The organism is Ruegeria sp. CI1 (assembly GCF_056536925.1).
In genome coordinates this window covers 62976-86860 of the sequence record NZ_JBQFQP010000001.1, presented here as the reverse complement: position 1 = coordinate 86860, position 23885 = coordinate 62976, and the positions used below count along the sequence as shown (strand labels likewise).

Genomic DNA, 23885 nt, shown 5'->3' with positions numbered 1-23885 from the left:
TGCGCGCAGGAAACTGCAATTTACATTTTGAAGCTCAGGCGCGACTTGAGTGATGGAAGCCGTGACCATGATCGCCTATCGTGACGCCATGAGCAGCACCCCCCGATTCATCCATCTTCGCGTTCACACCGAATATTCCCTTCTGGAAGGGGCAATGCGGCTGAAAAAGCTGCCCGGCCTGTGCGAAAAGATGGACATGCCCGCCGTCGCGGTGACCGATACCAACAGCATGTTTTCGGCGCTGGAGTTCTCCGTCGCCGCCAGCGGCGCGGGCATTCAGCCGATCATCGGCTGTCAGGTGGATCTGACCTATGTGCAGGCGCAGCCGGGCGAAAAGCCGAAATCCCCCGCGCCAGTGGTGCTGCTGGCCCAGTCAGAGGCCGGGTATGAAAACCTGATGAAGCTCAGCTCCTGCCTTTATGTGGACAACGGCGGGCAACTGCCGCAGGTCACTCTGGATGAGCTGGAACGCCACGCGGACGGGCTGATCTGCCTGACCGGCGGGCCGGGCGGCCCGGTTGGGCGGCTGTTGCAACAGGGCCAGCGCCCGGCCGCCGAGGCGCTGGTGGACAGGCTGGCCGCGATGTACCCCGACCGGCTCTATGTCGAGCTGCAACGCCATCCGGGCGAAGACGGACAGCCCGAGGCGGAACGCCTGACCGAACGCGGCCATGTCGAAATGGCCTATTCCAGAAACCTGCCGCTGGTTGCCACCAACGACGTCTATTTTCCGACCCCCGACATGTACGAGGCGCATGACGCGCTGATCTGCATCGCCGAGGGGGCCTATGTCGACCAGCAGGAAGGCCGCCGCCGCCTGACAGCGCAGCACTATTTCAAATCGCAACAGGAAATGATCACCCTGTTTGCCGATTTGCCCGAAGCGGTCGAGAACACCGTCGAAATCGCGAAACGCTGCGCCTTCATGGCCTATCGCCGCGACCCGATTCTGCCCAAATTCGCAGATGACGAGGTGCAGGAACTGCGGCGTCAGGCCAACGAGGGCCTGCAACAGCGCCTCGCGGTCATTCCCCATGCTGTGACGCCCGAGGAATATCAGGAACGGCTGGATTTCGAACTGGGCATCATCGAGGGCATGGGCTTTCCCGGTTATTTCCTGATCGTTGCCGATTTCATCAAATGGGCCAAGGATCATGACATTCCCGTCGGCCCCGGCCGGGGCTCGGGCGCGGGTTCGCTGGTGGCCTATGCGCTGACCATCACCGACCTCGATCCGCTGCGCTATTCGCTCCTGTTCGAACGCTTCCTGAACCCCGAGCGGGTCAGCATGCCGGACTTCGACATCGACTTCTGCATGGACCGCCGCGAAGAGGTAATCCGCTACGTGCAGGGCAAATACGGGCGCGACAAGGTGGGCCAGATCATCACCTTTGGTGCGTTGCTGTCCAAGGCCGCCGTGCGCGACATCGGGCGGGTGCTGCAGATGCCTTATGGCCAGGTGGACCGGCTGTCCAAGATGATCCCGGTCGAAGGCGTCAAGCCCGTTTCGATCGAAAAGGCGCTGAAAGACGAACCGCGGCTGCGCGAAGAGGCCCGCAACGAAGAGGTGGTGGAGCGCCTGCTCAATTACGGCCAGCAGGTCGAGGGGCTGTTGCGCAACGCCTCGACCCACGCCGCCGGTGTGGTGATCGGCGACCGGCCATTGGACGCGCTGGTGCCACTCTATCAGGACCCGCGCTCGGACATGCCCGCGACCCAGTTCAACATGAAATGGGTGGAACAGGCCGGTCTGGTGAAATTCGACTTTCTGGGTCTCAAGACGCTCACCGTGATCCAGAACGCCGTTGACCTGATCCGAAAGTCGGGCCGCGACCTGCACGTAGCCGCCGACGGCACGCAGCTTTACGACCCGCCCGAAGGCGCGGTGAACGAGATCAACGCCATCCCGCTGGATGACGAGGCGACCTACAAGCTCTATTCGGCGGCAAAGACGGTTGCGGTGTTTCAGGTGGAAAGCTCGGGCATGATGGATGCGCTCAAGCGCATGAAACCCACCTGTATCGAGGATATCGTGGCCCTCGTGGCGCTTTACCGCCCCGGCCCGATGGAGAACATCCCCACCTATTGCGAAGTCAAGAACGGCTTGCGCGAGATCACATCCGTCCACCCCCTGATCGACCACATCCTCGAAGAAACCCAGGGCATCATCGTCTATCAGGAACAGGTGATGCAGATCGCACAGGTGATGGCGGGCTATTCGCTCGGCGGCGCCGACCTGCTGCGCCGCGCCATGGGCAAGAAGATCAAAGAGGCGATGGACGCCGAACGCCCGAAATTCGAAAAGGGCGCGGCGGAAAATGGGGTCGACAAGAAAAAGGCCTCCGAGGTTTTCGACCTGCTGGAAAAATTCGCCAACTACGGCTTCAACAAGTCCCACGCCGCAGCCTATGCGGTGGTCAGCTACCAGACCGGCTGGCTCAAGGCCAATCATCCGGTCGAGTTCATGGCCGGTGTCATGAACTGCGACATCCACCTGACCGACAAGCTGGGCGTCTATTTCGAAGAGGTCCGCAAGGGGCTGGGCCTGCCTTATGTGCCGCCTTGCGTGAACCGGTCGCTGGCAACCTTCGACGTGGTGAATGGCGAACTGGTCTATGCGCTGGGCGCGCTCAAGAACGTGGGCGTCGAGGCGATGAACCTTGTGGTTCAGGGGCGGGGCGACAAGCCTTTCGTCAACCTCTTCGACGTCGCCCGCCGGGTCGATCTGAAAAAGGTCGGCAAGCGGCCCTTGGAAATGCTCGCCCGCGCTGGCGCCTTCGACCAGCTCGACCCCAACCGCCGCCGCGTCTTCGACAGTCTCGAGGCGCTGGTGCAATACTCGGCCGCGATTCACGAGCAGAAGAACTCGAACCAGGTGTCGCTGTTTGGCGAGGCCGGCGACGACCTGCCCGAACCGCGCCTCAGCCAGACCCCCGACTGGCTGCCCGCCGAGCGGCTGAGCGAGGAATTCAAGGCCATCGGCTTCTACCTTTCCGGACACCCGCTGGACGATTACATGCCGTCGCTCAAGCGCAAGCAGGTGATGACGCTGGACGAGGTGACGGAAAAGGCCCGTTCCGGCCCGCTGATCGCCAAGATGGCCGGTGTCGTGGCCGGTCGGCAGGAGCGCAAATCCGCCCGCGGCAACCGTTTTGCCTTTGCCCAGCTTTCCGACCCCACAGGTGCCTACGAGGTCACGCTGTTCTCGGAAACGCTGGAGAAAAGCCGCGAGTTTCTGGAAACCGGCGCCCATGTGGTGCTGACCGCCGAAGCGACGATGGAGGCGGACCAGCTGAAACTTCTGGGCCGCTCCGTCGGCCCCATCGACGCCGCTGTGGCCGAGGCCGGTGCAACCGGCCTGCGCATCTTCGTGGACGAGGTTCAGGCCCTGCCCGTCGTCGCCCGGGTGTTGGAAGATGCGGCATCAGCGGCGCGCGGGGCCTCAAAGGGGCCGATCCAGCTCTGCCTGCTGGCCCCCGGCCTGCCCGGCGATGTCGAGATGGATCTGGGTCAGGATTTCCCGATCACCCCCCAAATCAAGGGCGCGATCAAATCGCTTGAAGGGGTCATCGACGTCGAGGAACTCTAGCCATCCCACCCCTTTGCGGAAATCCGGTTTGGACAGGGACACCTGTTCAAGCTACCATGGACAAAGAAGGATTTTCGTAGGGGAGGACGGGATGACCGATCTCAGACATTACAGAACCCTGTGCGCGGCCCTTGCCGCCGCGCTGTTCCTCGCGCTGCCACACATGGCCGAGGCCGACAAGAAAACGGACAACGCGGTCAAGGGCGCGCTGATTGGTGCCGGTGTCGGCGCTCTGGTCGGTGACAGCAAGGGCGCTGCCGCCGGCGCCGTGGTCGGGGCCATCATCGGCGCCAACAAGGATTGACGAGTTACACGGGCCGAACCATCGGTCCCGAGTTCAGGAGGTTGCCTGCCATGCACGGGAAATGGATTTTCAACGGGGCTGCGCTATTGACGATCACCGCCACGCCCCTTCTGGCCGATGCCGAAGCCGAACAGATGGTAGAGGACGCGATGCCGGTCATGTATCACACCTGCGCCAGCGTCATCGAAGAGGCGGATGGCGATGACGAATACGTCGTCGAGGTGGTCCGGAAAATGGCCGCGCTGTCACTTTATAACCGCGAGGTGAATATCGAGGACCACGCCGCCACGGACGCCGAAAAGGCGGCTCTTCGCCAGACCTTCATCGACGCTTTGCGGGCAGGGTGCGAAGGCGATCAAGACGCCCTTCTCGCCGGTGTGGTCGATGACGCGGTGAAATCCTCGTTGGGCCTGTGATCCGGTAATGCCCTGAATTTTCTGGCGTACGGCCCGAGAAATCTCGATTGCGCACAGACAGGTCTCAATCTGGACAACATCCTGAGCGATAGGCAGCTTTGAGGCTGACTACTTATGGGTGCAAAGCATGTTTCGATTGATTTACAGGCAACGTCGCCGGTTGCTGTTTGGGACGTTCTTTCTGATGACCACCGGAGTCATTCAATTCTCAAACGAGTATCCGGGTCAATTTGATGAAATGGCGTCTGTCAGTGGCCCGGCGATAGCGTGGCTGGCAATGGGGTTGACCTTGCTTTTAGCAAGCGGGGTCGTTTTTGCAGGGCTTGCACTCTTCATCCTGATATTCCGCCGCATGCGCATGATGGTCGAAATCGTGCCATTTTGGCTTGTTTTCAATGAAACGTTCAATCCGGCGCAATCGATGGTGGATCTTTTTGAACTGCCTGCGGCGATGACCGGGATTATCAGCCTCGTGATATTGCTGACCTTCATTTCCGTCACCTACGGGGTCGTGCTGGATCGATTTCGCTTTGGTCTGGATTGGAAATCCAAACGGCGCGTGCGCGTAAACCGCCCTGTCGAGGAAGTTTGGAGTGCATTTGCAATAGCTCATCATGGAGCTGAGCCGAATTGGAATCCTGTCCTGCACGAGGCCAGACCAGTTCCCAACGACCCGAATAGTTTCGACGTTTACTACACGATGGGTCCGTCCATATTTCAGCACCAGCGGCAGACCGTTCTGAACAGCGAAGCGCCACGGCACTATCGCTATCGATTTTCCGGAAACATCAGCGCGAAAAACCATCGACTGACCGATGGAGAGTTCGACGTGACGCTTGAACCCGATGGCAAGGGTGGAACCTGCGTCACGGCCTTCCAGCACAACAAGGCCATGCTGCCGCGCAATGCCCTGGAACTTTGGTTTGACGATCAGCTTGGAGACGCCCTCGACGGGTTTGCCGCTCGATTACGCGGCAAGCGCGACTGGTCAATGACTGGTTTGTGGCAACGCAAGGTTCTCAGCCTGTCATAGGGGCTGAGTTCCTTGCTTAGTAATGCGGCGGGCGTTCGTCGCCCAGAACGATCCCGCCCGATCCTTCCTGCTCGCGCGCGGCCTCGCGCTGCATCAGCATCTCGACACGGCGGGTCAGCCGGTCGATCTCGGCCTGTTGGCGCGCGACCACGGCGCTCAAGTCATCGACGCTGCGCGTCAGGTGCGCGATCTGTTCCTCGAGATGCTGCATCGGCTGGCCCCCTGATTGTGCTGCCCCCGCTCATAAAGGCGCGACGTCACACTTGCCAGCCCCGCCACCCAACGCAAGGCTGAAAAGCAGGAGGGGACCGCCATGACCATTCTGACAGACATCACCGGGCCGATCACCACCATCGCCCTCAACCGCCCCGAGGCGCGCAACGCGGTCGATCCCGCCACGGCGCGGGCGCTTTACGCTGCGTTTCTCGCCTTCGAGGCGGACGAGACGCAACAAGTCGCCATTCTGACCGGCACGGGCGGCTATTTCTGCGCGGGCTTCGATCTCAAGGCGGCCGGATCGGGGCAGGCAGATGGCTGGATTTCCTCGCTGGACATTCCCGCCGGCTGGACCGACCCGATCCATGACCCGCGCCCCGGCCCGATGGGGCCGTCGCGGCTGATGCTCTCGAAACCGGTCATCGCCGCCATCGAAGGCCCGGCGGTGGCGGGCGGCATGGAACTGGCCGCGTGGTGCGATCTGCGGGTGATGGCCAAGGGCGCGGTGACTGGCGTGTTCTGCCGCCGATGGGGCGTGCCGCTGATCGACGGCGGCACCGTCAGGCTGCCCGCGATTCTGGGGCAGGGGCGGGCCAACGACCTGATCCTCACCGGACGCCCCGTCGACGACGCCGAGGCTTTGACCCTGGGCTTTGCCAACCGGACCTGCCCCAAGGGCGAGGCTCTGGCGGTGGCGCAGGATCTGGCCCGCGATCTCGCCCGCTTTCCGCAGGCCTGTCTGCGCGCCGATCACCTGTCGGCCCGGATGCCGCCCGCCGATCTGGCCGCCGCCCTGCGCCGCGAATGGCGCTCGGCCGCCGCATTCACCGCCGAGGGGCGCGCGGGCGCGGCGCGGTTTGCCTCGGGCAGGGGGCGGTCTGGGGATTTCCGCGAAATCTGACGGAACGGCCAGGGGAATGACCCGACATGCGGGCCTGCGGCAGCGCATTGCCTTGCCCCTGCGTGGACCATCGGCTAGACCGCGCGCGAAACAGGAATATCCGCAAGGACGCCCCAAATGGCCAAGCCCAAGAAACAGCCCCGCCCCAAGGCCGTGACGCCGAAAGGGTTCCGCGACTATTTCGGCTCGGAAGTCACGCAGCGCGCCGAGATGCTGCGAACCATCGCAGGCGTCTATCATCGGTACGGCTTTGACGCGCTGGAAAGCAGCGCGGTGGAAACCGTCGAGGCGCTGGGCAAGTTCCTGCCCGACGTGGATCGCCCGAACGAGGGCGTCTTTGCGTGGCAGGAGTTTGACGAGGGCGGGCAGGGTGACTGGATGGCGCTGCGCTATGACCTGACCGCGCCGCTGGCCCGCGTCTATGCCCAGCACCGCAACGACCTGCCGACGCCTTATCGCCGCTATGCGATGGGTCCGGTCTGGCGCAACGAAAAGCCGGGGCCGGGGCGGTACCGTCAATTCTATCAATGCGATGCCGATACGGTCGGCACCGCCTCGATGGCCGCCGACGCCGAGATCTGCGCCATGCTGGCCGACACGCTGGAAGAGGTCGGAATTCCCCGTGGGGATTACCTGATCCGGGTGAACAACCGGAAGGTTTTGAATGGTGTGCTGGAAACCATGGGGCTAGCCGACGAAGCGCAGCGCGACGCGGTCCTCCGCACTATCGACAAGTTCGACAAGGTAGGTGAACAGGGTGTACGCGAGTTGCTGACCAAGGGTCGTCTGGACGCGTCGGGCGCGTTTATCGACGGTGTCGGCCTTAGCGATGATCAGGCCGAGCCGGTTATCGCCTTCCTGACGTCGAAAGCCGCAGACACCGCCGGAACACTGGCCAACCTTCGCATTGCGGTGGGTGACAGCGAGATCGGGGCGGATGGGATTGCTGAACTGGAACAGATCGCTGACCTCCTTGCCGCCCTAGGCTACGGCCCCGACCGCATCGTCATCGACCCCTCCGTCGTCCGTGGCCTCGGCTACTATACCGGCCCGGTCTACGAGGCCGAGCTGACCTTTGAAATCTTCGACGAGAAAGGCCGCAAGCGGCAGTTCGGCTCGGTCGCGGGTGGCGGGCGCTATGACGATCTGGTCAAGCGCTTCACCGGACAGGAAGTGCCCGCAACCGGCGTGTCCATCGGTGTTGACCGGCTGCTGGCGGCCCTGCGCGAAAAGGGCCGGATGCAGGCCGTTGAACATGGCCCCGTCGTGGTGACGGTGATGGATCGCGACCGCATGGCCGACTATCAGGCGATGGTGGCCGAGCTGCGCAACGCCGGCATCCGGGCCGAGGTCTATCTGGGCAACCCCAAGAACTTCGGCAATCAGCTCAAATACGCGGACAAGCGCAACTCTCCGGTCGCGGTGATCGAAGGCGGCGACGAAAAGGCCAAGGGCATCGTGCAGATCAAGGACCTGATCCTTGGCGCCAAGATCGCCGAAAGCGCCACGCTGGAAGAATGGAAAGAACGCCCCAGCCAGTTCGAGGTGCCGCGCGCCGACCTGGTCGCCAAGGTGCGTGAAATCCTCGACGGGCAGGGCTGACGATGCCGAACCGGTCCCAGATACAGGCCCGCGCCGCGATGATGCGCGTGCGTTTCGAGGCCGCCGGCGCGCAGGTGGTCGACCCGCCGCTGCTGCAACCGGCGGATTTGCTGCTTGACCTTTACGGCGAGGATATCCGCGCCCGCGCTTATGTCACCTCGGACGCGCTGCGGGGCGAACAGATGCTGCGCCCCGATTTCACCGTGCCGGTGGTGCAGATGCATATGAACGACGGCGCCGAACCGGCCCGCTACACCTATTCGGGCGAGGTGTTCCGCCGTCAGGAACTCGACCCCGACCGCGCCAATGAATACGTGCAGGTGGGCTATGAGGTGTTCGACCGCGAGGACCCGGCGGCAGCCGATGCCGAGGTGTTCTCGCTCTTTGCCCTGCAACTGCGCGGGCTGCCCCTGCGGGCGGCCACCGGCGATATCGGCATCCTGATCGCCGCCGTTCAGGGGCTGAACACGACCGAACGGCGCAAGGCCGCGCTGATGCGCCACCTGTGGCGGCCCCGGCGGTTCCGGGCGCTGATCGACCGCTTTTCCGGACGGGCTGCGGAACCGGCAAGCCGTACGGCGCTGCTGGCCTCGGCCAATCCGATGGCCTGCGACGCTCCGGCCATCGGCAAGCGCGGCGTGGCCGAGATCGCCGAGCGGATCGAGGCGCTGCGCGCGGACAAGGCGGCGGGTCCGATCTCGGATCATGAGATCGCCGGTCTGGAAACTCTGATGGCGGTGCGCGAAACCATGCCCTTTGCGCTGGAGCGCCTGCGTGACGTGGCGGTGGACCTGCCGCAGATCACCCCGGCGCTCGACCGGCTCGAAGCGCGGATCAAGGCCCTTGCGGCGCGCGGCGTCGATGTCGACCGGCTGGATTTCGAGGCCTCCTATGGCCGGACCTCGATGGAGTATTACGACGGTTTCGTCTTTGGCTTCTATGCCGAGGGCCGTCCCGACCTGCCTCCCGTCGCAACCGGCGGGCGCTATGACGCGCTGACGCGGCATCTGGGCAATGGCAAGGAAATCCCCGCCATCGGCGGCGTGCTGCGCCCCGACCTGATGCTCGAGATCGAGGAGGCCGCGGCATGAGCGTGAAACTGGGTGTTCCCTCCAAGGGCCGGCTCATGGACAAGACCTTTGCATGGTTCGAAAAGCGGGGCGTCTCGCTCAGCCGGGCCGGGGCCGACCGCGAATATGCCGGTCGCGTCGATGGCATCGACGGGGTGTCTCTGGTGCTGCTGTCCGCCGGGGAAATTCCCCGCGAACTGGCGGCGGGACGCATACACATGGGCGTCACCGGAACCGACCTGATCCACGAAAAGCTGCCCCGCTGGGAACAGCAGCTTGAACACGTGGCCGCGCTCGGATTTGGTCAGGCCGATCTGGTGGTCGCGGTTCCGGCCTGCTGGGTCGATGTGGATACGCTCGATGATCTGGACGCGGCGGCCTCGGCCTTTCGCCGCTCGCACGGCCACCGCCTGCGCATCGCCACCAAGTATCACCGTCTGGTGCGCGAGTTCCTGAACGGGGCCGGCGTCGCCGATTACACGCTGGTCGACAGCCAGGGCGCGACCGAAGGCACCGTCAAGAACGAAACCGCCGAGGCGATAGCCGATATCACCTCCAGCGGCGAGACGCTGCGCGCCAACCATCTCAAGATCCTGGCGGACGGTCTGGTTCTCAAATCGCAGGCCACGCTGTGGCGCAGCCGCGTTGCGCATTGCGAAGGCCAGGACAAAAAGACCCTGACCGCCCTGATCGACAAGCTGCGCTGACGGGCGTCTGCCCTACAGCACGCCAATCTCGGCCAGCGCCCGGTTCAACTCGTCCGGCAGCGCATCGTCCTGCACCCGCCCTCTGGGCAGGTCGGGCGGCGTGTCCTCGGGCTTCAGGTAACGCCAGCCCTGAAACGGGCGTTTCTGCGCGCTCTGGGTGCGATGCAGGTCCGGTTCCAGCACGATGGCGCAGCGGCGGATGCCGTCCTGCCCCATCACCTCGTCCAGCCGCAGGATGCGCTGGCGGCACTGCACCAGACCCTTGATCACCCAATAGATCGAACCGCCGTTCAATATCTCGGTCTCGCGCTTGGGCCACATGCGGGTGACATGGCGCGGCAACCCGTCCTCGGTCTGCGCTGCGCGCGTGCGCTGCCACTCGTCCAGCGTGTCAACGCTTTCCGAGCCGACCGAAAGCTTGATCAGGTTGATGTACTTATCCACAACTTCCCCACAGAGTCGTCCCAAGGCCCGACTTCATATTGTAGCCCGGCAACAGAATTCATCAACCTATTGTGACGAGCCTCACAATAGGTTTAATCTGGATACCTCTTCCGGAACAGGGAATCACACATGAGCCGCTTTGCCGCCCCCATCGCCGAGCAGATCTGGGATATGAAATACCGCTTCAAACAGGCGGATGGCACCCCCATCGATCAGACGGTTGAAGACAGCTGGCGGCGCATCGCCCGTGATCTCGCGCGGGTCGAGAATGACCCCGCGCATTGGGAGGATAAATTCTTCGAGGCGCTGGAAGATTTCAAATACTTGCCCGCCGGGCGCATCACCGCAGGCGCAGGCACCGCGCGGCAGGTGACGCTGTTCAACTGCTTCGTCATGGGCACCATCCCCGACAGCATGGGCGGTATCTTCGACATGCTGAAAGAGGCCGCGCTGACCATGCAGCAGGGCGGCGGCATCGGTTACGATTTCTCGACCATCCGCCCGCGCGGCGCGGATGTAAAAGGCGTGGCGGCAGATGCCTCGGGCCCGCTCAGCTTTATGGATGTGTGGGACGCCATGTGCCGCACGATCATGTCCGCGGGCTCGCGTCGCGGCGCGATGATGGCGACCATGCGCTGCGATCACCCCGATATCGAACAGTTCATCACCGCCAAATCCGACCCGGCCCGCCTGCGCATGTTCAACATGTCGGTGCTGGTGACCGACGCTTTCATGGAGGCGGTCAAGGCCGACGGCCCGTGGGAGCTGGTCTTCGACAACAAGATCTATCACACCGTGCAGGCGCGCGATCTGTGGAACAAGATCATGCAGGCGACCTATGACTATGCCGAACCGGGCGTGATCTTCATCGACCGCATCAATCAGGCCAACAACCTCAGCTATGTCGAAACCATCGCCGCCACCAACCCCTGCGGCGAACAGCCGTTGCCGCCCTATGGGGCCTGCCTGCTGGGCTCGGTCAACCTGGCGCGGCTGGTCACCAACCCGTTCGAGGCGAACGCGGAACTGGACCCCGCGGCGCTCGGGGATCTGGTGGCGACAGCCGTGCGGATGATGGACAACGTGGTGGACGTGTCGAAATTCCCGCTGCCCGAACAGGCCGCCGAAGCGCAGGCCAAACGCCGCATCGGCCTTGGCGTCACCGGGCTGGCCGACGCTCTCCTGATGCTGGGCCTGCGCTATGGCTCGGACGAGGCGGCGCACCAGACCGAACGCTGGTTGCACGCCATCGCCCGCGCCGCATACCTGGCGTCGGTCGATCTGGCCAAGGAGAAAGGCGCGTTCCCCCTGTTCGACGCCGAAAAATTCCTGGCCAGCGGCACCATGCGCGCCATGGACGATGACGTGCGCGACGCGATCCGCGAACACGGCATCCGCAACGCGCTGCTGACCTCGATTGCGCCCACCGGCACGATTTCGCTTTATGCCGGGAACGTGTCGTCGGGGATCGAGCCTGTCTTTGCCTATGCCTACACCCGCAAGGTGCTGCAGAAAGACGGCTCGCGCACCGAGGAAGAGGTGGTGGATTACGCCGTTCAGATGTGGCGCGACAAATTCGGCGACGCGGCGCTGCCCGACTATTTCGTCAATGCCCAGACCCTGACACCCCTTGATCATGTCAGGATGCAGGCGGCGGCGCAGAAATGGATCGACAGCTCGATTTCCAAGACCATCAACTGCCCCGAGGACATCAGCTTTGACGCCTTCAAGGACGTCTACATGCAGGCCTGGGATCAGGGCTGCAAAGGCTGCACGACCTATCGCCCCAATGACGTGACGGGGAGCGTTTTGAGTGTTGCGGAGGAAAAAAAGGAGCTGCCCCAGTTGGAGACTGTTCCTGCACGTCTGGATTGGGCTAGGGAAAACGCGGGATTGCCGACAAAGCGTGCATTGGCCGAAGCTATAGGCACGTCCGAGCAAGTTATCGGCCCTGTTCTCAACGGCAAGCGTGAACTCTCCAAAGAACTCGCGGCGAAAGCAGCTAAAGCATTAAAGGTACCCGCTGGTTGGATACTCTTTGGAGAAACCAAGCCAGCACCTGAGGTTATTTCGAATTCGGACGACGCCGAACCTCAGCGCCCCCACGGCGACGTCATCTACATGTCGGAACCGCTGGACCGCCCGCAATCGCTCGAAGGGTCGACCTACAAGCTGAAATGGCCCGACAGCGAGCACGCGATCTATCTGACCATCAACGACATCATCATCTCGGGGCGCCGCCGCCCGTTCGAAGTGTTCATCAACTCCAAGAACATGGAACATTACGCCTGGACGCTGGCGCTGACCCGGATGATCTCGGCCGTGTTCCGGCGCGGCGGCGACGTGTCCTTTGTGGTCGAAGAGCTGAAGGCCGTGTTCGACCCGCGCGGCGGGGCGTGGGTCAAGGGCAAATACATCCCCTCGATCCTGGCCGCGATCGGCGGCGTGATCGAACAGCACATGGTCGCCATCGGCTTTCTGGAAGGCGAGGGGATGGGCCTGAAATCCGACCCCCAGGCACAAGTGGTCAACGCGGGTGAATCACGCGGCAAGGCCTGCCCCAGCTGCGGCCAGTACGACATGCAGATGATCGAAGGCTGCATGACCTGCCGCAGCTGCGGCTATTCCAAGTGCCAGTGATTGCGCGCTGACGGGCCGGAAACCCCGGCCCGTGCCATGCCTCAGGACAGGTGGTGCACTTCCTGCAGGCCATAGACCGGCGTGTCGATGCCCTCCATCCGGGCCTTGATCTGCAGCGACAGGAACTGCGAATAGTGCCGTGACTGATGCAGGTTGCCACCGTGGAACCACAGCGCCTCCTGCCGGGTCGGTTTCCACATGTTGCGCTCTTCGCCTTCCCACGGCCCCGGATCCTTGGTGGTGTCCGACCCCAGCCCCCAGACCTTGCCGACCCTGTCGGCCATCTCCTGCCCGGCCAGATCGGCCACCCAGCCGTTCATCGAGTTATAGCCGGTGGCATAGACGATGACGTCCGCGTCCAGATGGGTGCCGTCATCCAGGATCACCCCGGTTTCATCAACCTCAACAACCTGCCCGCGCCTGATCTTGATCTCACCGTCAATGATCAGCTGGCTGGCTCCGATATCGATGTAATAGCCTGAACCGCGCCGCAGGTACTTCATGAACAAGCCGGACTCGTCGTCGCCCCAATCCAGCCAGAACCCCGCTTTCTCAAGCCCGTCATAAAACGCCTTGTCCTGCTCCTTCATCGCCGCATAGGCGGGGATCTGGAACTCGTGCAGGATCGCATAAGGCAGCGAGGCAAAGATCAGATCGGCCTTTTCCGTGGTCATGCCGGCCTGAACCGCGCGCTCGGAATAAAGATCGCCCAGACCGATCTCCATCAAAGTGTCCGACCGCACGATATGGGTCGAGGACCGCTGCACCATGGTGACGTCGACATCGTTCTCCCACAGCGCCGCCGCGATATCATGGGCCGAGTTGTTCGAGCCGACGATCACCGCCTTCTTGCCCTTGTACCTGTCCGGGCCGGGATGCCGCGAGGAATGGTGCTGATCGCCCCTGAATTTTTCCATGCCGGGGAAATTCGGCATATTGGCCTTGCCCGACATGCCGGTCGCCATCACCAGTTGCCTGGGCTTCAGCACGACCTCTTCGCCGTCGCGGTCCACGACCACGGTCCATTCCTTGGCCGCCGCATCATAGCTGGCGGATTTGGCCGTGGTCCGGGTCCAATAGTTCAGCTCCATGACCTTGGTATACATTTCCAGCCAGTCGCCGATCTTGTCCTTGGGCGAAAACACCGGCCAGTTCTCGGGGAACTTGATATAGGGCAGGTGGTCATACCAGACCGGGTCATGCAGGCACAAAGACTTGTAGCGGTTGCGCCAGCTGTCGCCGGGACGGTCGTTGCGCTCGACGATGATGGTCGGCACGCCAAGCTGACGCAGCCTTGCGCCCAGGGCGATCCCGCCCTGACCGCCACCGATGATCAGGCAATAAGGCTGGGTCTTGTACCCAAGCTCCGCCTCTTCCGCCTCGCGCTCCTCTTTCCAGGTGGTGCGGTGCTTGCCCGCTCCGTGTTTCGCTCCCAGCGGGCGCTGGAAACCCTTCGGCTCTTCATGCCCCTTGAGTTCCACCATCGTCGTCAGCAGGGTCCAGATCCGCCCGTCCCTAAGGCGCAACAGACCATAGCCGCGCGCCACCTCCGTTTCGAACTCGATCCAGGCGGTGATTACTCCGCCATCTTCGGCGGCAAGCTCGCCGTCGGCAACTTTCCAGTTCCGCGGCTTTGTCGTGGCCAGTTGGTGGCGCAGCATGTCGGCCACCTGCGCCTTGCCCTCGACCGTTTTGATGTTCCACGTGAACGAAACCAGATCCCGCCAATAGCAATCGTCCTGAAACATTCCGGTTGCGGCCTCGATGTCACCCTGCTCAAGGGCCTTGCCAAACGCATCCAGAAATTCCTGCGTCTGGTCCGTCAATGTCGTGTCGAGCATCTTCTCCTCCCTTTTTTGTTTGCCTTGTTCAGGACAGTCTAAGGGAATTTTTCCATTTCGATCCAGCTTTTCGAAAAAGCCGGGCCAAGGCGGGTTTGAATGCGGCTGCGCTCAAGGACCTGACCTAAGTCAAGTTGCCCGATTCAAATCAGGCGTAGGACTCGGGGCGTATACCAATTCCGAGTCGGATTTTACATGTTCGCCCGTCGCCCTAATCCTTTCCTAACCGCCCGCGCGTTCCAAGCGGTGGCTGGGGTTTTGGGCATCCTCCTGTTGCTGTTGCAGCTTGTCGCTCCGTCGCTGGCGAGCGCGGAGCAGGGTGAATGGATGGAAATCTGCTCGGAGGCAGGGGCGGTGTGGGTACAGGTGACTCCTGAAGACAATAACCCCGACACCGGCCCCTGCCAGGACTGCGCGCACTGCGCCCTGTGCGCGGTGACAGCCGCCGCGCCATTGCCGCAGATGCCCCAAATCGACCCGCTTCGTTTTGTACAAAATGAACAATGGGGGGTGCACGACCTGTACATTTCGCACAAGTCACAGCATCTCTGGCCCGCTGGCCGGGGCCCCCCGTGCGCGCCCCAAGACAGAACCGAACGCGCCCCGCGCGCGTCCATGGCGTCAATCCAAGTAACCGGAGGTGCGCCGTGGTCGTAAGTCGCGCAATCCATTTCCTTCTGGCCCTCGTTCTGTCCTGCGTTGTCGCAATCAGTGCGCGCGCCGACAGTCTTGCCAGCTTTCTTCCTGACATTGATCCGGCTGACCTGGCCCCGGGCGCCGACGCGTTTGGCCCGGTACGCAGCGACGTGAAAGTTGCCCCGGTCCTTCGAGGCGGTGAAACTATCGCGTGGGCTTTTCTGACTTCGGACTTTGTAGGCACGACCGGATATTCCGGCAAACCCATTCACGTGGTTGCCGCCATCGACGCGGATGCTGTTCTGACCGGCGTTCAGCTGGTCAAGCATTCCGAACCCATCGTTCTGATCGGCATTCCCAATTCCCGGATGGTCGAACTGACCGAAGGCTATGCGGGCCTTGACCTGAAACGAGAGGCCGAGACCGGGGGTGAGGGGCATGACCTCGACATCATCTCGGGCGCGACCGTGACGATCATGGTGATCGATGACAGCCTTGTGCGCGGCGGGATCAAAGTGGCCCGCGCGCTGGGTCTGGGCGGTTTGTCCCCGGTGCAGGCTGACGGGCCGCAGCGCGAAGTCGACATGGCGCAGGATGCGGTCTACGACTGGACTACCCTTTCCGGAGACGGCTCGGTCCGGCGCATGACGCTGGATGTCGGTCAGGTCAATGCTGCCTTTGAAGCCACCGGGGATCAGCGCGCGATCAAGCGCCCCGAACAGGGTGAGCCGGATGACACTTTCATTGACATGCATATGGCGCTGGTCTCGGTCCCGTCCATCGGCAAGTCGCTGCTGGGTGAGGCCGAGTACCAGAACCTGACCAACTGGCTGAACGAAGGCGAACAGGCCATTCTGGTACTGGGTCGCGGGGCCTATAGTTTCAAGGGGTCGGGCTATGTCCGGGGTGGGATCTTTGACCGGATTCAGCTGATCCAGGGCGACAGTTCGGTGCGGTTCTTCGACAAGCAGCAGCGCCGTCTGGGTGAGGTTGCAGCACCGGATGCCCCCAGCTTTACTGAACTGGATATTTTCAAGATCCCGGCTGATGCCGAGTTTGACCCGGCCGAGCCGTTCCGCCTGCAATTGCTGGTGCAGCGTGCCGTCGGGGCTGTGGAAAAGACCTTTCTGACCTTCGATCTGGGATACAAGCTGCCGGAACAGTACCTGTTGCCCGTCACCGCCCCATCGGTCGTGGATGATGCAACCGGCGAAGCGGCTGCCAAGGCGGCATTGTGGAAACGAATCTGGAAGGACCGCACCGTCGAGATTGCCGGGCTTGGTGTCATGCTGCTGGTGCTGACGGCGACGTTCTTCTTCCAGTTCCACGCCACGATGAATGCGCGCGTGTTCTACTGGTTCCGTATCGGCTATCTGACGATGACCCTGTTCTTCATCGGCTGGTATGCCAATGCACAGCTGAGCGTGGTGAACCTGATGGCGCTGGCGGGCAGCCTGCGCACTGGGTTCTCGTGGGACGCGTTCCTGCTGGATCCGCTGGTCTTTATCCAGTGGTTTGCCGTGGCCGCCGCCCTGCTGTTCTGGGGCCGTGGGGCCTATTGTGGCTGGCTGTGCCCGTTTGGCGCGCTTCAGGAGCTGACCAACAAGATCGCGCGGGCGTTCAAAGTGCCGCAATGGACTTTGCCTTGGGGTCTGAACGAGCGCCTGTGGCCTGCTAAATACATGATCTTCCTGGGCCTTTTTGGTCTGAGTTTCGTGTCGATCCCGCTGGCCGAGCAATATGCCGAGATCGAGCCGTTCAAGACCGCGATCATTCTGAAATTCATGCGCGACTGGCCGTTTGTGGTCTTTGCGCTGGTCCTGCTGGGGATCGGGCTGTTCGTTGAGCGGTTCTATTGCCGCTATCTTTGCCCGCTGGGCGGAGCGCTGGCGATCCCTGCCCGTATCCGCATGTTCGACTGGCTGCGCCGCTACAAAGATTGCGGCACGCCCTGTCAGACCTGCGCCAATGAATGCCCCGTTCAGGCGATCCACCCCACCGGTGAGATCAATCCGAACGAGTGCGTCACCTGCCTGCATTGTCAGGTGCTCTATCAGTCCGAGACCAAATGTCCCGTCGTCATCCGCCAGATCAAACGGCGGGCCAAGACAGGGTCGGTCGATCTCAAGACCCCGCTCGGACAACCACCGGCGAACCATCCAAACGCCAAACCGCAAGAAGTTTCCTGAAAGGAGGAACGATCATGTCGGAACACGATAAAAAACTGAACGTCACCCGCCGCGGATTGTTGGGAGCATCCGCCACTGGCGCGGTGCTGGCCGGCACCGGTCTGGGCTCGACCCTGATGACCGCCCGCGAGGCATCTGCCGCGGCCAATGCAAGCCTGGAGCCAGGTGAGCTGGACGAATATTACGGCTTCTGGTCCTCGGGCCAGTCCGGCGAGTTGCGCATTCTGGGCGTGCCGTCCATGCGCGAACTGATGCGGGTGCCGGTGTTCAACCGCTGCTCGGCCACGGGCTGGGGCCAGACCAACGAGTCGCTGAAGGTTCTGACCGAAGGCCTGCTGCCTGAAACCAAGGAATACCTGGCTGCGAACGGCAAGGTCACCTATGACAACGGCGACCTGCACCACCCGCATATGTCGTTCACCGACGGCACCTATGATGGCCGTTATCTGTTCATGAACGACAAAGCCAACACCCGCGTGGCCCGTGTGCGTTGTGACGTGATGAAATGCGACAAGATCATCGAGATCCCGAACGCGCACGACATCCACGGCCTGCGCCCACAGAAATACCCGCGCACCGGCTATATTTTCGCCAATGGTGAACACGAGGCACCGCTGGTCAATGATGGCTCGATCCTTGATGATCCGTCGCAATACGTGAACATCTTTACCGCCATCGACGGTGATACGATGGAAATCGCGTGGCAGGTGATGGTGTCGGGCAACCTCGACAACACCGACTGCGACTATCAGGGCAAATACGCCTTCTCGACCTCGTACAACTCGGAAATGGGTATGAACCTGGCCGAGATGACCGAGAACGAGCTGGACCATGTGGTCGTGTTCAACCTCAAAGGTATCGAAGAGGCCGTAGCGGCCGGGAACTATCAGGAACTGAACGGCGTCAAGGTCGTGGACGGACGTAAAGAGGCGGGTGGAAACCTGACCCGGTACATCCCGATCCCGAACTCGCCGCACGGTGTGAACGCAGCACCCGACAAGAAACACATCATGATCAACGGCAAGCTGTCGCCGACCGTGTCCGTGATCGATGTGGAAAAGGTCGATGCGCTGTTCAGCGAAAACGCCGATCCGCGTTCTGCTGTTGTCGCCGAGCCGCAGCTGGGTCTTGGCCCGCTTCACACTGCGTTCGACGGCAAGGGCAACGCCTATACCACCCTGTTCCTGGACAGCCAGGTGGTGAAGTGGAACATCGCCAAGGCGATCGAGGCCTATGCAGGTGCCGATGTTGACCCGATCGTCGACAAGGTCGACGTGCATTACCAGCCGGGTCACAACTCGACCTCGATGGGTGAAACTGCCGAAGCCGACGGCAAGTGGCTGATTTCGATGAACAAGTTCTCGAAGGACCGCTTCCTGAACGTAGGCCCGCTGAAGCCCGAGAATGAGCAGCTGATCGATATCTCCGGTGACAAGATGAAGGTGGTCCATGACGGCCCGACCTTTGCCGAACCGCATGACTCGATCATTGTTCACCGGTCCAAGGTGAACCCGGTCAACGTCTGGGACCGCAACGACCCGATGTGGGAAGAGGCGCGTGCGCAGGCTGCCGCTGACGGTGTCGATCTGGACGAAGGTGCCGAGGAACCGATCCGGGATGGCAACAAAGTGCGGGTCTACATGACCTCGACCGCGCCCGTGTTCAGCATGGAGAAGTTCACCGTCAAACAAGGTGATGAAGTGACGGTCTATGTCACCAACCTGGATGACGTGGATGATGTGACCCACGGCTTCTGCCTGTCGAACTTCGGTATCGCGATGGAAGTTGCGCCGCAGGCCACCGCCTCGGTCACGTTCATTGCCGACCGTCCGGGCGTGCACTGGTTCTACTGCCAGTGGTTCTGCCACGCGCTTCACATGGAGATGCGCGGCCGGATGTTCGTCGAGCCGCGGGGAGCATAACCCATGCGCTGGTCCCTGCTGATACCGCTCCTGCTCGGCTCGCCCCTCTGGGCGGCGGAATGGGATGTACCCAATCGGGCAGGGGCCATTGCTGAGACATTGGCGCAGGCGGAGGAGGGAGACACCCTTCGCCTGTCGCCAGGCGTTTACACAGAGCAGTTGGTTCTGGACCGGCCCGTCACCATCGACGGGCTGGGGCAGGCCACTATCGACGGACAGGGCGCAGGCAGCGTCATCACCATCACCGGGCCGGGTGTAACCGTGCGCGGTCTGACAGTGATCGGCTCGGGCTCGGATCATGAAGGGATCGACAGCGGCATCAAGCTGACCAAGACGGCCAAAGCGCCGGTGGTCGAGGATAACGTTCTGATCGGCAACCTCTATGGCGTCGACATTCACGGGGCCAGAGACAGCCTTGTGAAGGGCAACCGGATCGAAGGTCGCCAGGACCGCCACATGAATTCGCGTGGCAATGGCGTCTATGTCTGGAACGCTCCGGGCGCGGTGGTCGATGGCAATGACATCCAATATGGCCGCGACGGGATCTTCGTGAATTCGTCCAAGAAAAACACGTTCACGAACAACCTGTTTCGCGACCTTCGCTTTGCCGTACACTACATGTACGCCGACAATTCCGAGGTCTCGGGCAATGTTTCAATCGGCAACGATCTTGGCTATGCCGTGATGTTCACCAAACGGGTGAAGATTACCGACAACGTCTCGATCGGCGATCGGGAACACGGAGTCATGCTGAACTATGCCAACCAGAGCGTGATCTCGGGCAATGTGGTGAAGGGGGCCAAGGAAAAGTGCACCTTCCTCTACAATGCCAACAAGAACGAATTCTCGGACAACTGGTTCGAAGGGTGCGGCATCGGCATCCATTTCACCGCCGGGTCCGAGGGCAACAGGATTGTCGGCAATGCGTTTGTCGGCAACCGCACACAGGTTAAATACGTATCGACCCGCTGGGTCGAATGGTCCGAGGACGGTCGCGGCAACTATTGGTCCGATTTTGCGGCCTATGACGTGAACGGCGACGGTGTCGCCGACGCCCCCTATCGCCCCAACGATAGCATGGATCAGGTGTTGTGGACTCAACCCGCAGCCAAACTGTTGCTCGGCTCCCCGGCCGTGCAACTGGTGCGCTGGTCGCAATCGGCCTTTCCGGCATTGTTGCCGGGTGGCGTGATCGACAGCAATCCCCTGATGCAAGCCCCGAAACCCCTAGCAATGCAAAAGGTGCCTCATGACGGATAAGGCCCTGACTATTCAGAAAGTATGCAAGGATCGCGGCCCCAACCGCGTTCTGAGCGACGTTGACCTGACCCTTGCCCCCGGCGAGCGCGTGGCGCTGTTGGGTCACAACGGAGCGGGCAAGTCGACGCTGATCAAATCCATTCTTGGGCTGATCCCCATCGACGGCGGATCGATCCGTGTCGGCGATGCCCATCCCGGCAGCGCGACCGCGCGGCGCGATACGGCCTACTTGCCCGAGGCGGTATCGTTCCATCCTGCCCTGACCGGGCGTGAGCAACTGAGCCTGTTCGCCAGCTTGTCTGGAGAGAAAGCCGACATTGCCAGTCTGCTTGATCGTGTCGGACTGAGTGAAGCCCTGGATCGTCGCATCGGCACCTATTCCAAGGGAATGCGGCAGCGTCTCGGGCTGGCGCAGGTTCTGTTGGGCCGCCCCAAAGTGGCCCTGCTGGACGAACCTACCAGCGGGCTTGATCCGATCTCGCGCCAGGATCTTTACGCTATCATCGACGAGTTGGCGGGGCATGGCACAGCAGTGCTGATCGCCAGCCACGCCCTGACCGAGGTCGAGGCCCGTACCGACCGCATCGCCATTTTGCGCAGGGGCGTGAAGGTAGCAGATGATACCTTGTCGAATCTGTCGGAACTGGCGGGGCTGCCGATCCGGCTGCGCGTGCGCGCGTCGCAAAATGCCGAGGCTCTGGCTGCAGAACTGGGCGGCAGCCGCGTCAATGGCGCATCGGTCGAATTGCTTTGTTCGCCTGCGGACAAGATGCAGGCCCTGCGTCGGATTGCAGGGCTGGGCGATGCAGTGGCAGATGTCGAGATGACACCGCCCAAGTTGGAAGATCTCTATCGTCACTACGCACGGGAGGGCCTGCAATGACTCGGTTTCTTGCCATAACCCGCGCCGAAATGCTGATATTGCGCCGAAACCGCTGGCTGCTGGTGGCGACGCTGATCATGGTGCTGTTTGCGCTGGCGCTGACATTTGCCGGCAGCGCGCCGACTGGTACGCTGGGTGTCGACATGCTGACAGTATCTGTGGCGTCGATGACCACGCTGTCGGTCTACCTCGCGCCGCTGCTGGCCCTGATGATTTCATTCGACGCCATCGCCGGCGACGTGGATCGGGGCAGCCTGGCCTTGCTGCTGTCCTATCCTGCAGGGCGTGGTGAAATCCTGTTGGGCAAGTTCACCGCGCATCTTGCGGCACTGGCCTTTGCCATGGCCGTCGGCTTTGGCACTGCCGGGGCGGTGGCGGCATGGTTCGGCGGTGCGGGGCCGGAAAGCCTGTTGGCGCTGGCGCGTCTTATCGTGACTTCGATCCTGTTAGGCGCCGTGTTTCTGGCGCTGGGTTACCTGCTGTCGGCCCTGGCACGGGGCGCCACGGCGGCGGCAGGTCTGTCGGCCGGGCTCTGGCTCATCTTTGTCGTTCTCTATGATCTGGGGCTTTTGGGGGCCGTGGTCATGGACAAAAGCGGCAACTTCACCCAATCCGTCTTTCCATGGGTGATGGTGGCTAACCCGGCCGACGCATTCCGTCTCTGGAACATCGCCGCGACCGAAAGCGTGGCAATGGCTTCGGGCATGACCGGCGCGGCGCAGGCGCTGCCTGTGTGGGCCGCTCCGGCTTCGCTGTTGATCTGGCCGGTGCTGGGCTTTGCCCTGGCCCGTCTCGCTTTCCGGAGGGTCGAACCATGAGACGCCTCGCCCTGATTGCTCTGTTCGCGCTTTCTGCATGCAAGGAGGAACAGGCCGCCGCGCCCCCTGCGCCGGTTGACCTGACCGAGGTCGCGCTCAGCTACTTCTGCCAGATGAATGTCGCCGAACACGGTGGACCCAAGGGCCAGATCCACCTGGAAGGCCATCCTGCGCCGCTGTTCTTTGCGCAGGTGCGGGACATGCTGGCCTACCTCAAGGGACCGGAGCGGGATGCCGAAATAACGGCCGTCTATGTCAGCGACATGGGGGCCGCGCAAAACTGGGCGAACCCCGGTATATCCAATTGGATCGATGCCGGTGCCGCTACCTTTGTCGTTGGCGCCAATGTGGCAGGCGGAATGGGCGCGCCCGAGGTCGTTCCCTTTGCCGATCCTGCCGCCGCGATGACATTTATCGACCAATACGGCGGCAAGGCCCTGCCGCTGTCTGACATTCCCGAGGCCGAGGTTCTTGGCCCCGTCGATCTGGACCTGACGCTGGAGACACCGGCATGACACTTGTTTCACGCCGCCGCTTTCTGACCGTTTCCGCCGCCTGCGCGGCGCTGCCCACGGGTGCATTCGCTGCACCGGTTGCCCGGTGGCGTGGCATTTCGCTGGGCGCGGGGGCCAGCCTGCGCCTTGAAGGACTTGATGAGGTGCAGGCTGCGCCCATCTTCGCCGCAATCGAGGCGGAATTGGAGCGGCTGGAACGGATTTTCAGCCTATACCGCCCGGACTCTCAGCTCAGCCAGTTGAACGCGCTAGGGTACCTTCAAGACCCCGCGCCGGAATTGCTGGATATCCTCAGCCTGTGTTCTTCTTTGAACGAGGCGACCGATGGGGCATTCGATCCCAGTGTACAGCCGTTGTGGATGGCGCTGGCTTTGGGCAAAAGGCAGGCCGAAATCGACGCGGCCCGCGCCGCGGTCGGATGGGAAAGAGTTCGTGTCACGTCGCACGACGTACGGCTGGCTCAGCCCGGACTGTCAGGGCTGACCCTCAACGGCATTGCGCAGGGCGCGATAACGGACCGCATCGCCGATTTGTTGAAATCGTTCGGGTTGCGAGACGTACTCGTGGACATGGGCGAGATCGCGGCGCTGGGCGCGCATGCCGACGGTTCGGCCTGGAGCGTCGGGCTGGTCGGTCCTGACGAAACCGTCCGTCAGCGGATAACGTTGCGCGACCGAGCCGTAGCCACATCGACCCCAAGCGGCACCATGCTGAGCGCGCAACAGGGTCATATCCTGGACCCGCGCGGTGGGTATGCTGTGCATCAAACCGTATCGGTGTCTGCTCCGCGCGCGGCCGTGGCGGATGGGCTTTCGACGGCCTTGTGCCTGCTTTCGGCAGAGAAGGCCGCAAACGTCCTTTCCAGGTTCCCGCAGGCAAAGTTGGAGATGCTTCTGTAG

General features: G+C 62.3%; 20 protein-coding genes. 17 read left to right on the top strand and 3 right to left on the bottom strand.

Annotated elements, in window-relative coordinates; translation table 11 throughout:
* Positions 1-88 precede the first annotated feature (88 nt).
* The 4 genes from dnaE to ACR0LZ_RS00415 all read left to right on the top strand — a co-directional run bounded on the left by dnaE (position 89) and on the right by ACR0LZ_RS00415 (position 5342).
* Positions 89-3589 (top strand): DNA polymerase III subunit alpha, encoded by a 3501-nt coding sequence (gene dnaE / locus ACR0LZ_RS00430; protein ID WP_480748081.1) that lies wholly within the window; start codon positions 89-91, stop codon positions 3587-3589.
* A 91-nt stretch (positions 3590-3680) separates the two neighbouring features.
* On the top strand, positions 3681-3893 hold the full coding sequence (locus ACR0LZ_RS00425) for a YMGG-like glycine zipper-containing protein (RefSeq protein ID WP_480747790.1): 213 nt from the start codon (positions 3681-3683) through the stop codon (positions 3891-3893).
* A gap of 50 nt (positions 3894-3943) precedes the next feature.
* On the top strand, positions 3944-4309 hold the full coding sequence (locus ACR0LZ_RS00420) for a hypothetical protein (RefSeq protein WP_480747789.1): 366 nt from the start codon (positions 3944-3946) through the stop codon (positions 4307-4309).
* Between the two features lie 127 nt (positions 4310-4436).
* Entirely contained in the window at positions 4437-5342 is a 906-nt protein-coding gene (locus tag ACR0LZ_RS00415; RefSeq protein WP_480747788.1) for an SRPBCC family protein, read from the top strand.
* A gap of 16 nt (positions 5343-5358) precedes the next feature.
* Here the strand turns inward: ACR0LZ_RS00415 and ACR0LZ_RS00410 are convergent, their stop codons facing one another.
* Entirely contained in the window at positions 5359-5553 is a 195-nt protein-coding gene (locus tag ACR0LZ_RS00410; RefSeq protein ID WP_480747787.1) for a SlyX family protein, read from the bottom strand.
* 102 nt (positions 5554-5655) lie between these two features.
* Between ACR0LZ_RS00410 and ACR0LZ_RS00405 the strand changes: the two genes are divergently transcribed.
* From ACR0LZ_RS00405 to hisG, 4 genes are all read left to right on the top strand, one after another.
* Positions 5656-6459 carry a crotonase/enoyl-CoA hydratase family protein gene (locus ACR0LZ_RS00405; protein ID WP_480747786.1) on the top strand — a complete coding sequence of 268 codons (804 nt, stop codon included), beginning with the start codon at positions 5656-5658 and terminating at the stop codon, positions 6457-6459.
* A 117-nt stretch (positions 6460-6576) separates the two neighbouring features.
* Positions 6577-8061 (top strand): histidine--tRNA ligase, encoded by a 1485-nt coding sequence (gene hisS / locus ACR0LZ_RS00400; protein WP_480747785.1) that lies wholly within the window; start codon positions 6577-6579, stop codon positions 8059-8061.
* Positions 8062-8063: 2 nt separating this feature from the next.
* Complete coding sequence (locus tag ACR0LZ_RS00395; RefSeq protein ID WP_480747784.1) at positions 8064-9152, top strand: ATP phosphoribosyltransferase regulatory subunit; 1089 nt, start codon at positions 8064-8066, stop codon at positions 9150-9152.
* Entirely contained in the window at positions 9149-9838 is a 690-nt protein-coding gene (gene hisG, locus ACR0LZ_RS00390) for an ATP phosphoribosyltransferase (protein ID WP_480747783.1), read from the top strand. The genes ACR0LZ_RS00395 and hisG overlap by 4 nt, the downstream gene beginning before the upstream one ends.
* A gap of 12 nt (positions 9839-9850) precedes the next feature.
* Here the strand turns inward: hisG and ACR0LZ_RS00385 are convergent, their stop codons facing one another.
* The gene (locus ACR0LZ_RS00385; RefSeq protein WP_480747782.1) at positions 9851-10282 is read right to left on the bottom strand and encodes a DUF1489 family protein; all 432 of its coding nucleotides are present in this window, start codon (positions 10280-10282) and stop codon (positions 9851-9853) included.
* Positions 10283-10411: 129 nt separating this feature from the next.
* Between ACR0LZ_RS00385 and ACR0LZ_RS00380 the strand changes: the two genes are divergently transcribed.
* Positions 10412-12922: an adenosylcobalamin-dependent ribonucleoside-diphosphate reductase gene (locus ACR0LZ_RS00380; RefSeq protein ID WP_480747781.1), complete on the top strand. Its 2511-nt coding sequence runs from the start codon at positions 10412-10414 to the stop codon at positions 12920-12922.
* A 41-nt stretch (positions 12923-12963) separates the two neighbouring features.
* Here ACR0LZ_RS00380 and ACR0LZ_RS00375 read toward each other — a convergent pair whose 3' ends face one another.
* Positions 12964-14763 (bottom strand): NAD(P)-binding domain-containing protein, encoded by a 1800-nt coding sequence (locus ACR0LZ_RS00375; protein ID WP_480747780.1) that lies wholly within the window; start codon positions 14761-14763, stop codon positions 12964-12966.
* Between the two features lie 195 nt (positions 14764-14958).
* On the opposite strand from ACR0LZ_RS00375, the gene ACR0LZ_RS00370 reads away from it, so the two are divergent.
* Genes ACR0LZ_RS00370 through ACR0LZ_RS00335 form a run of 8 tightly spaced genes read left to right on the top strand, consistent with a single transcriptional unit; the run spans position 14959 to position 23885 of the window.
* Positions 14959-15420 carry a DUF2946 family protein gene (locus ACR0LZ_RS00370; protein ID WP_480747779.1) on the top strand — a complete coding sequence of 154 codons (462 nt, stop codon included), beginning with the start codon at positions 14959-14961 and terminating at the stop codon, positions 15418-15420.
* The gene (locus ACR0LZ_RS00365) at positions 15411-17588 is read left to right on the top strand and encodes a 4Fe-4S binding protein (RefSeq protein WP_480747778.1); all 2178 of its coding nucleotides are present in this window, start codon (positions 15411-15413) and stop codon (positions 17586-17588) included. Before ACR0LZ_RS00370 ends, ACR0LZ_RS00365 begins: the two co-directional genes overlap by 10 nt.
* Before the next feature lie 14 nt (positions 17589-17602).
* Entirely contained in the window at positions 17603-19510 is a 1908-nt protein-coding gene (gene nosZ / locus ACR0LZ_RS00360) for a TAT-dependent nitrous-oxide reductase (protein WP_480747777.1), read from the top strand.
* A gap of 3 nt (positions 19511-19513) precedes the next feature.
* Complete coding sequence (locus ACR0LZ_RS00355) at positions 19514-20770, top strand: nitrous oxide reductase family maturation protein NosD (RefSeq protein WP_480747776.1); 1257 nt, start codon at positions 19514-19516, stop codon at positions 20768-20770.
* Positions 20760-21653: an ABC transporter ATP-binding protein gene (locus ACR0LZ_RS00350; protein WP_480747775.1), complete on the top strand. Its 894-nt coding sequence runs from the start codon at positions 20760-20762 to the stop codon at positions 21651-21653. Before ACR0LZ_RS00355 ends, ACR0LZ_RS00350 begins: the two co-directional genes overlap by 11 nt.
* Positions 21650-22471: an ABC transporter permease gene (locus ACR0LZ_RS00345; protein ID WP_480747774.1), complete on the top strand. Its 822-nt coding sequence runs from the start codon at positions 21650-21652 to the stop codon at positions 22469-22471. The genes ACR0LZ_RS00350 and ACR0LZ_RS00345 overlap by 4 nt, the downstream gene beginning before the upstream one ends.
* Complete coding sequence (locus ACR0LZ_RS00340) at positions 22468-22986, top strand: nitrous oxide reductase accessory protein NosL (protein WP_480747773.1); 519 nt, start codon at positions 22468-22470, stop codon at positions 22984-22986. Before ACR0LZ_RS00345 ends, ACR0LZ_RS00340 begins: the two co-directional genes overlap by 4 nt.
* A complete protein-coding gene (locus tag ACR0LZ_RS00335) occupies positions 22983-23885 on the top strand; it encodes an FAD:protein FMN transferase (protein WP_480747772.1) in 903 nt (300 codons plus the stop codon). The genes ACR0LZ_RS00340 and ACR0LZ_RS00335 overlap by 4 nt, the downstream gene beginning before the upstream one ends.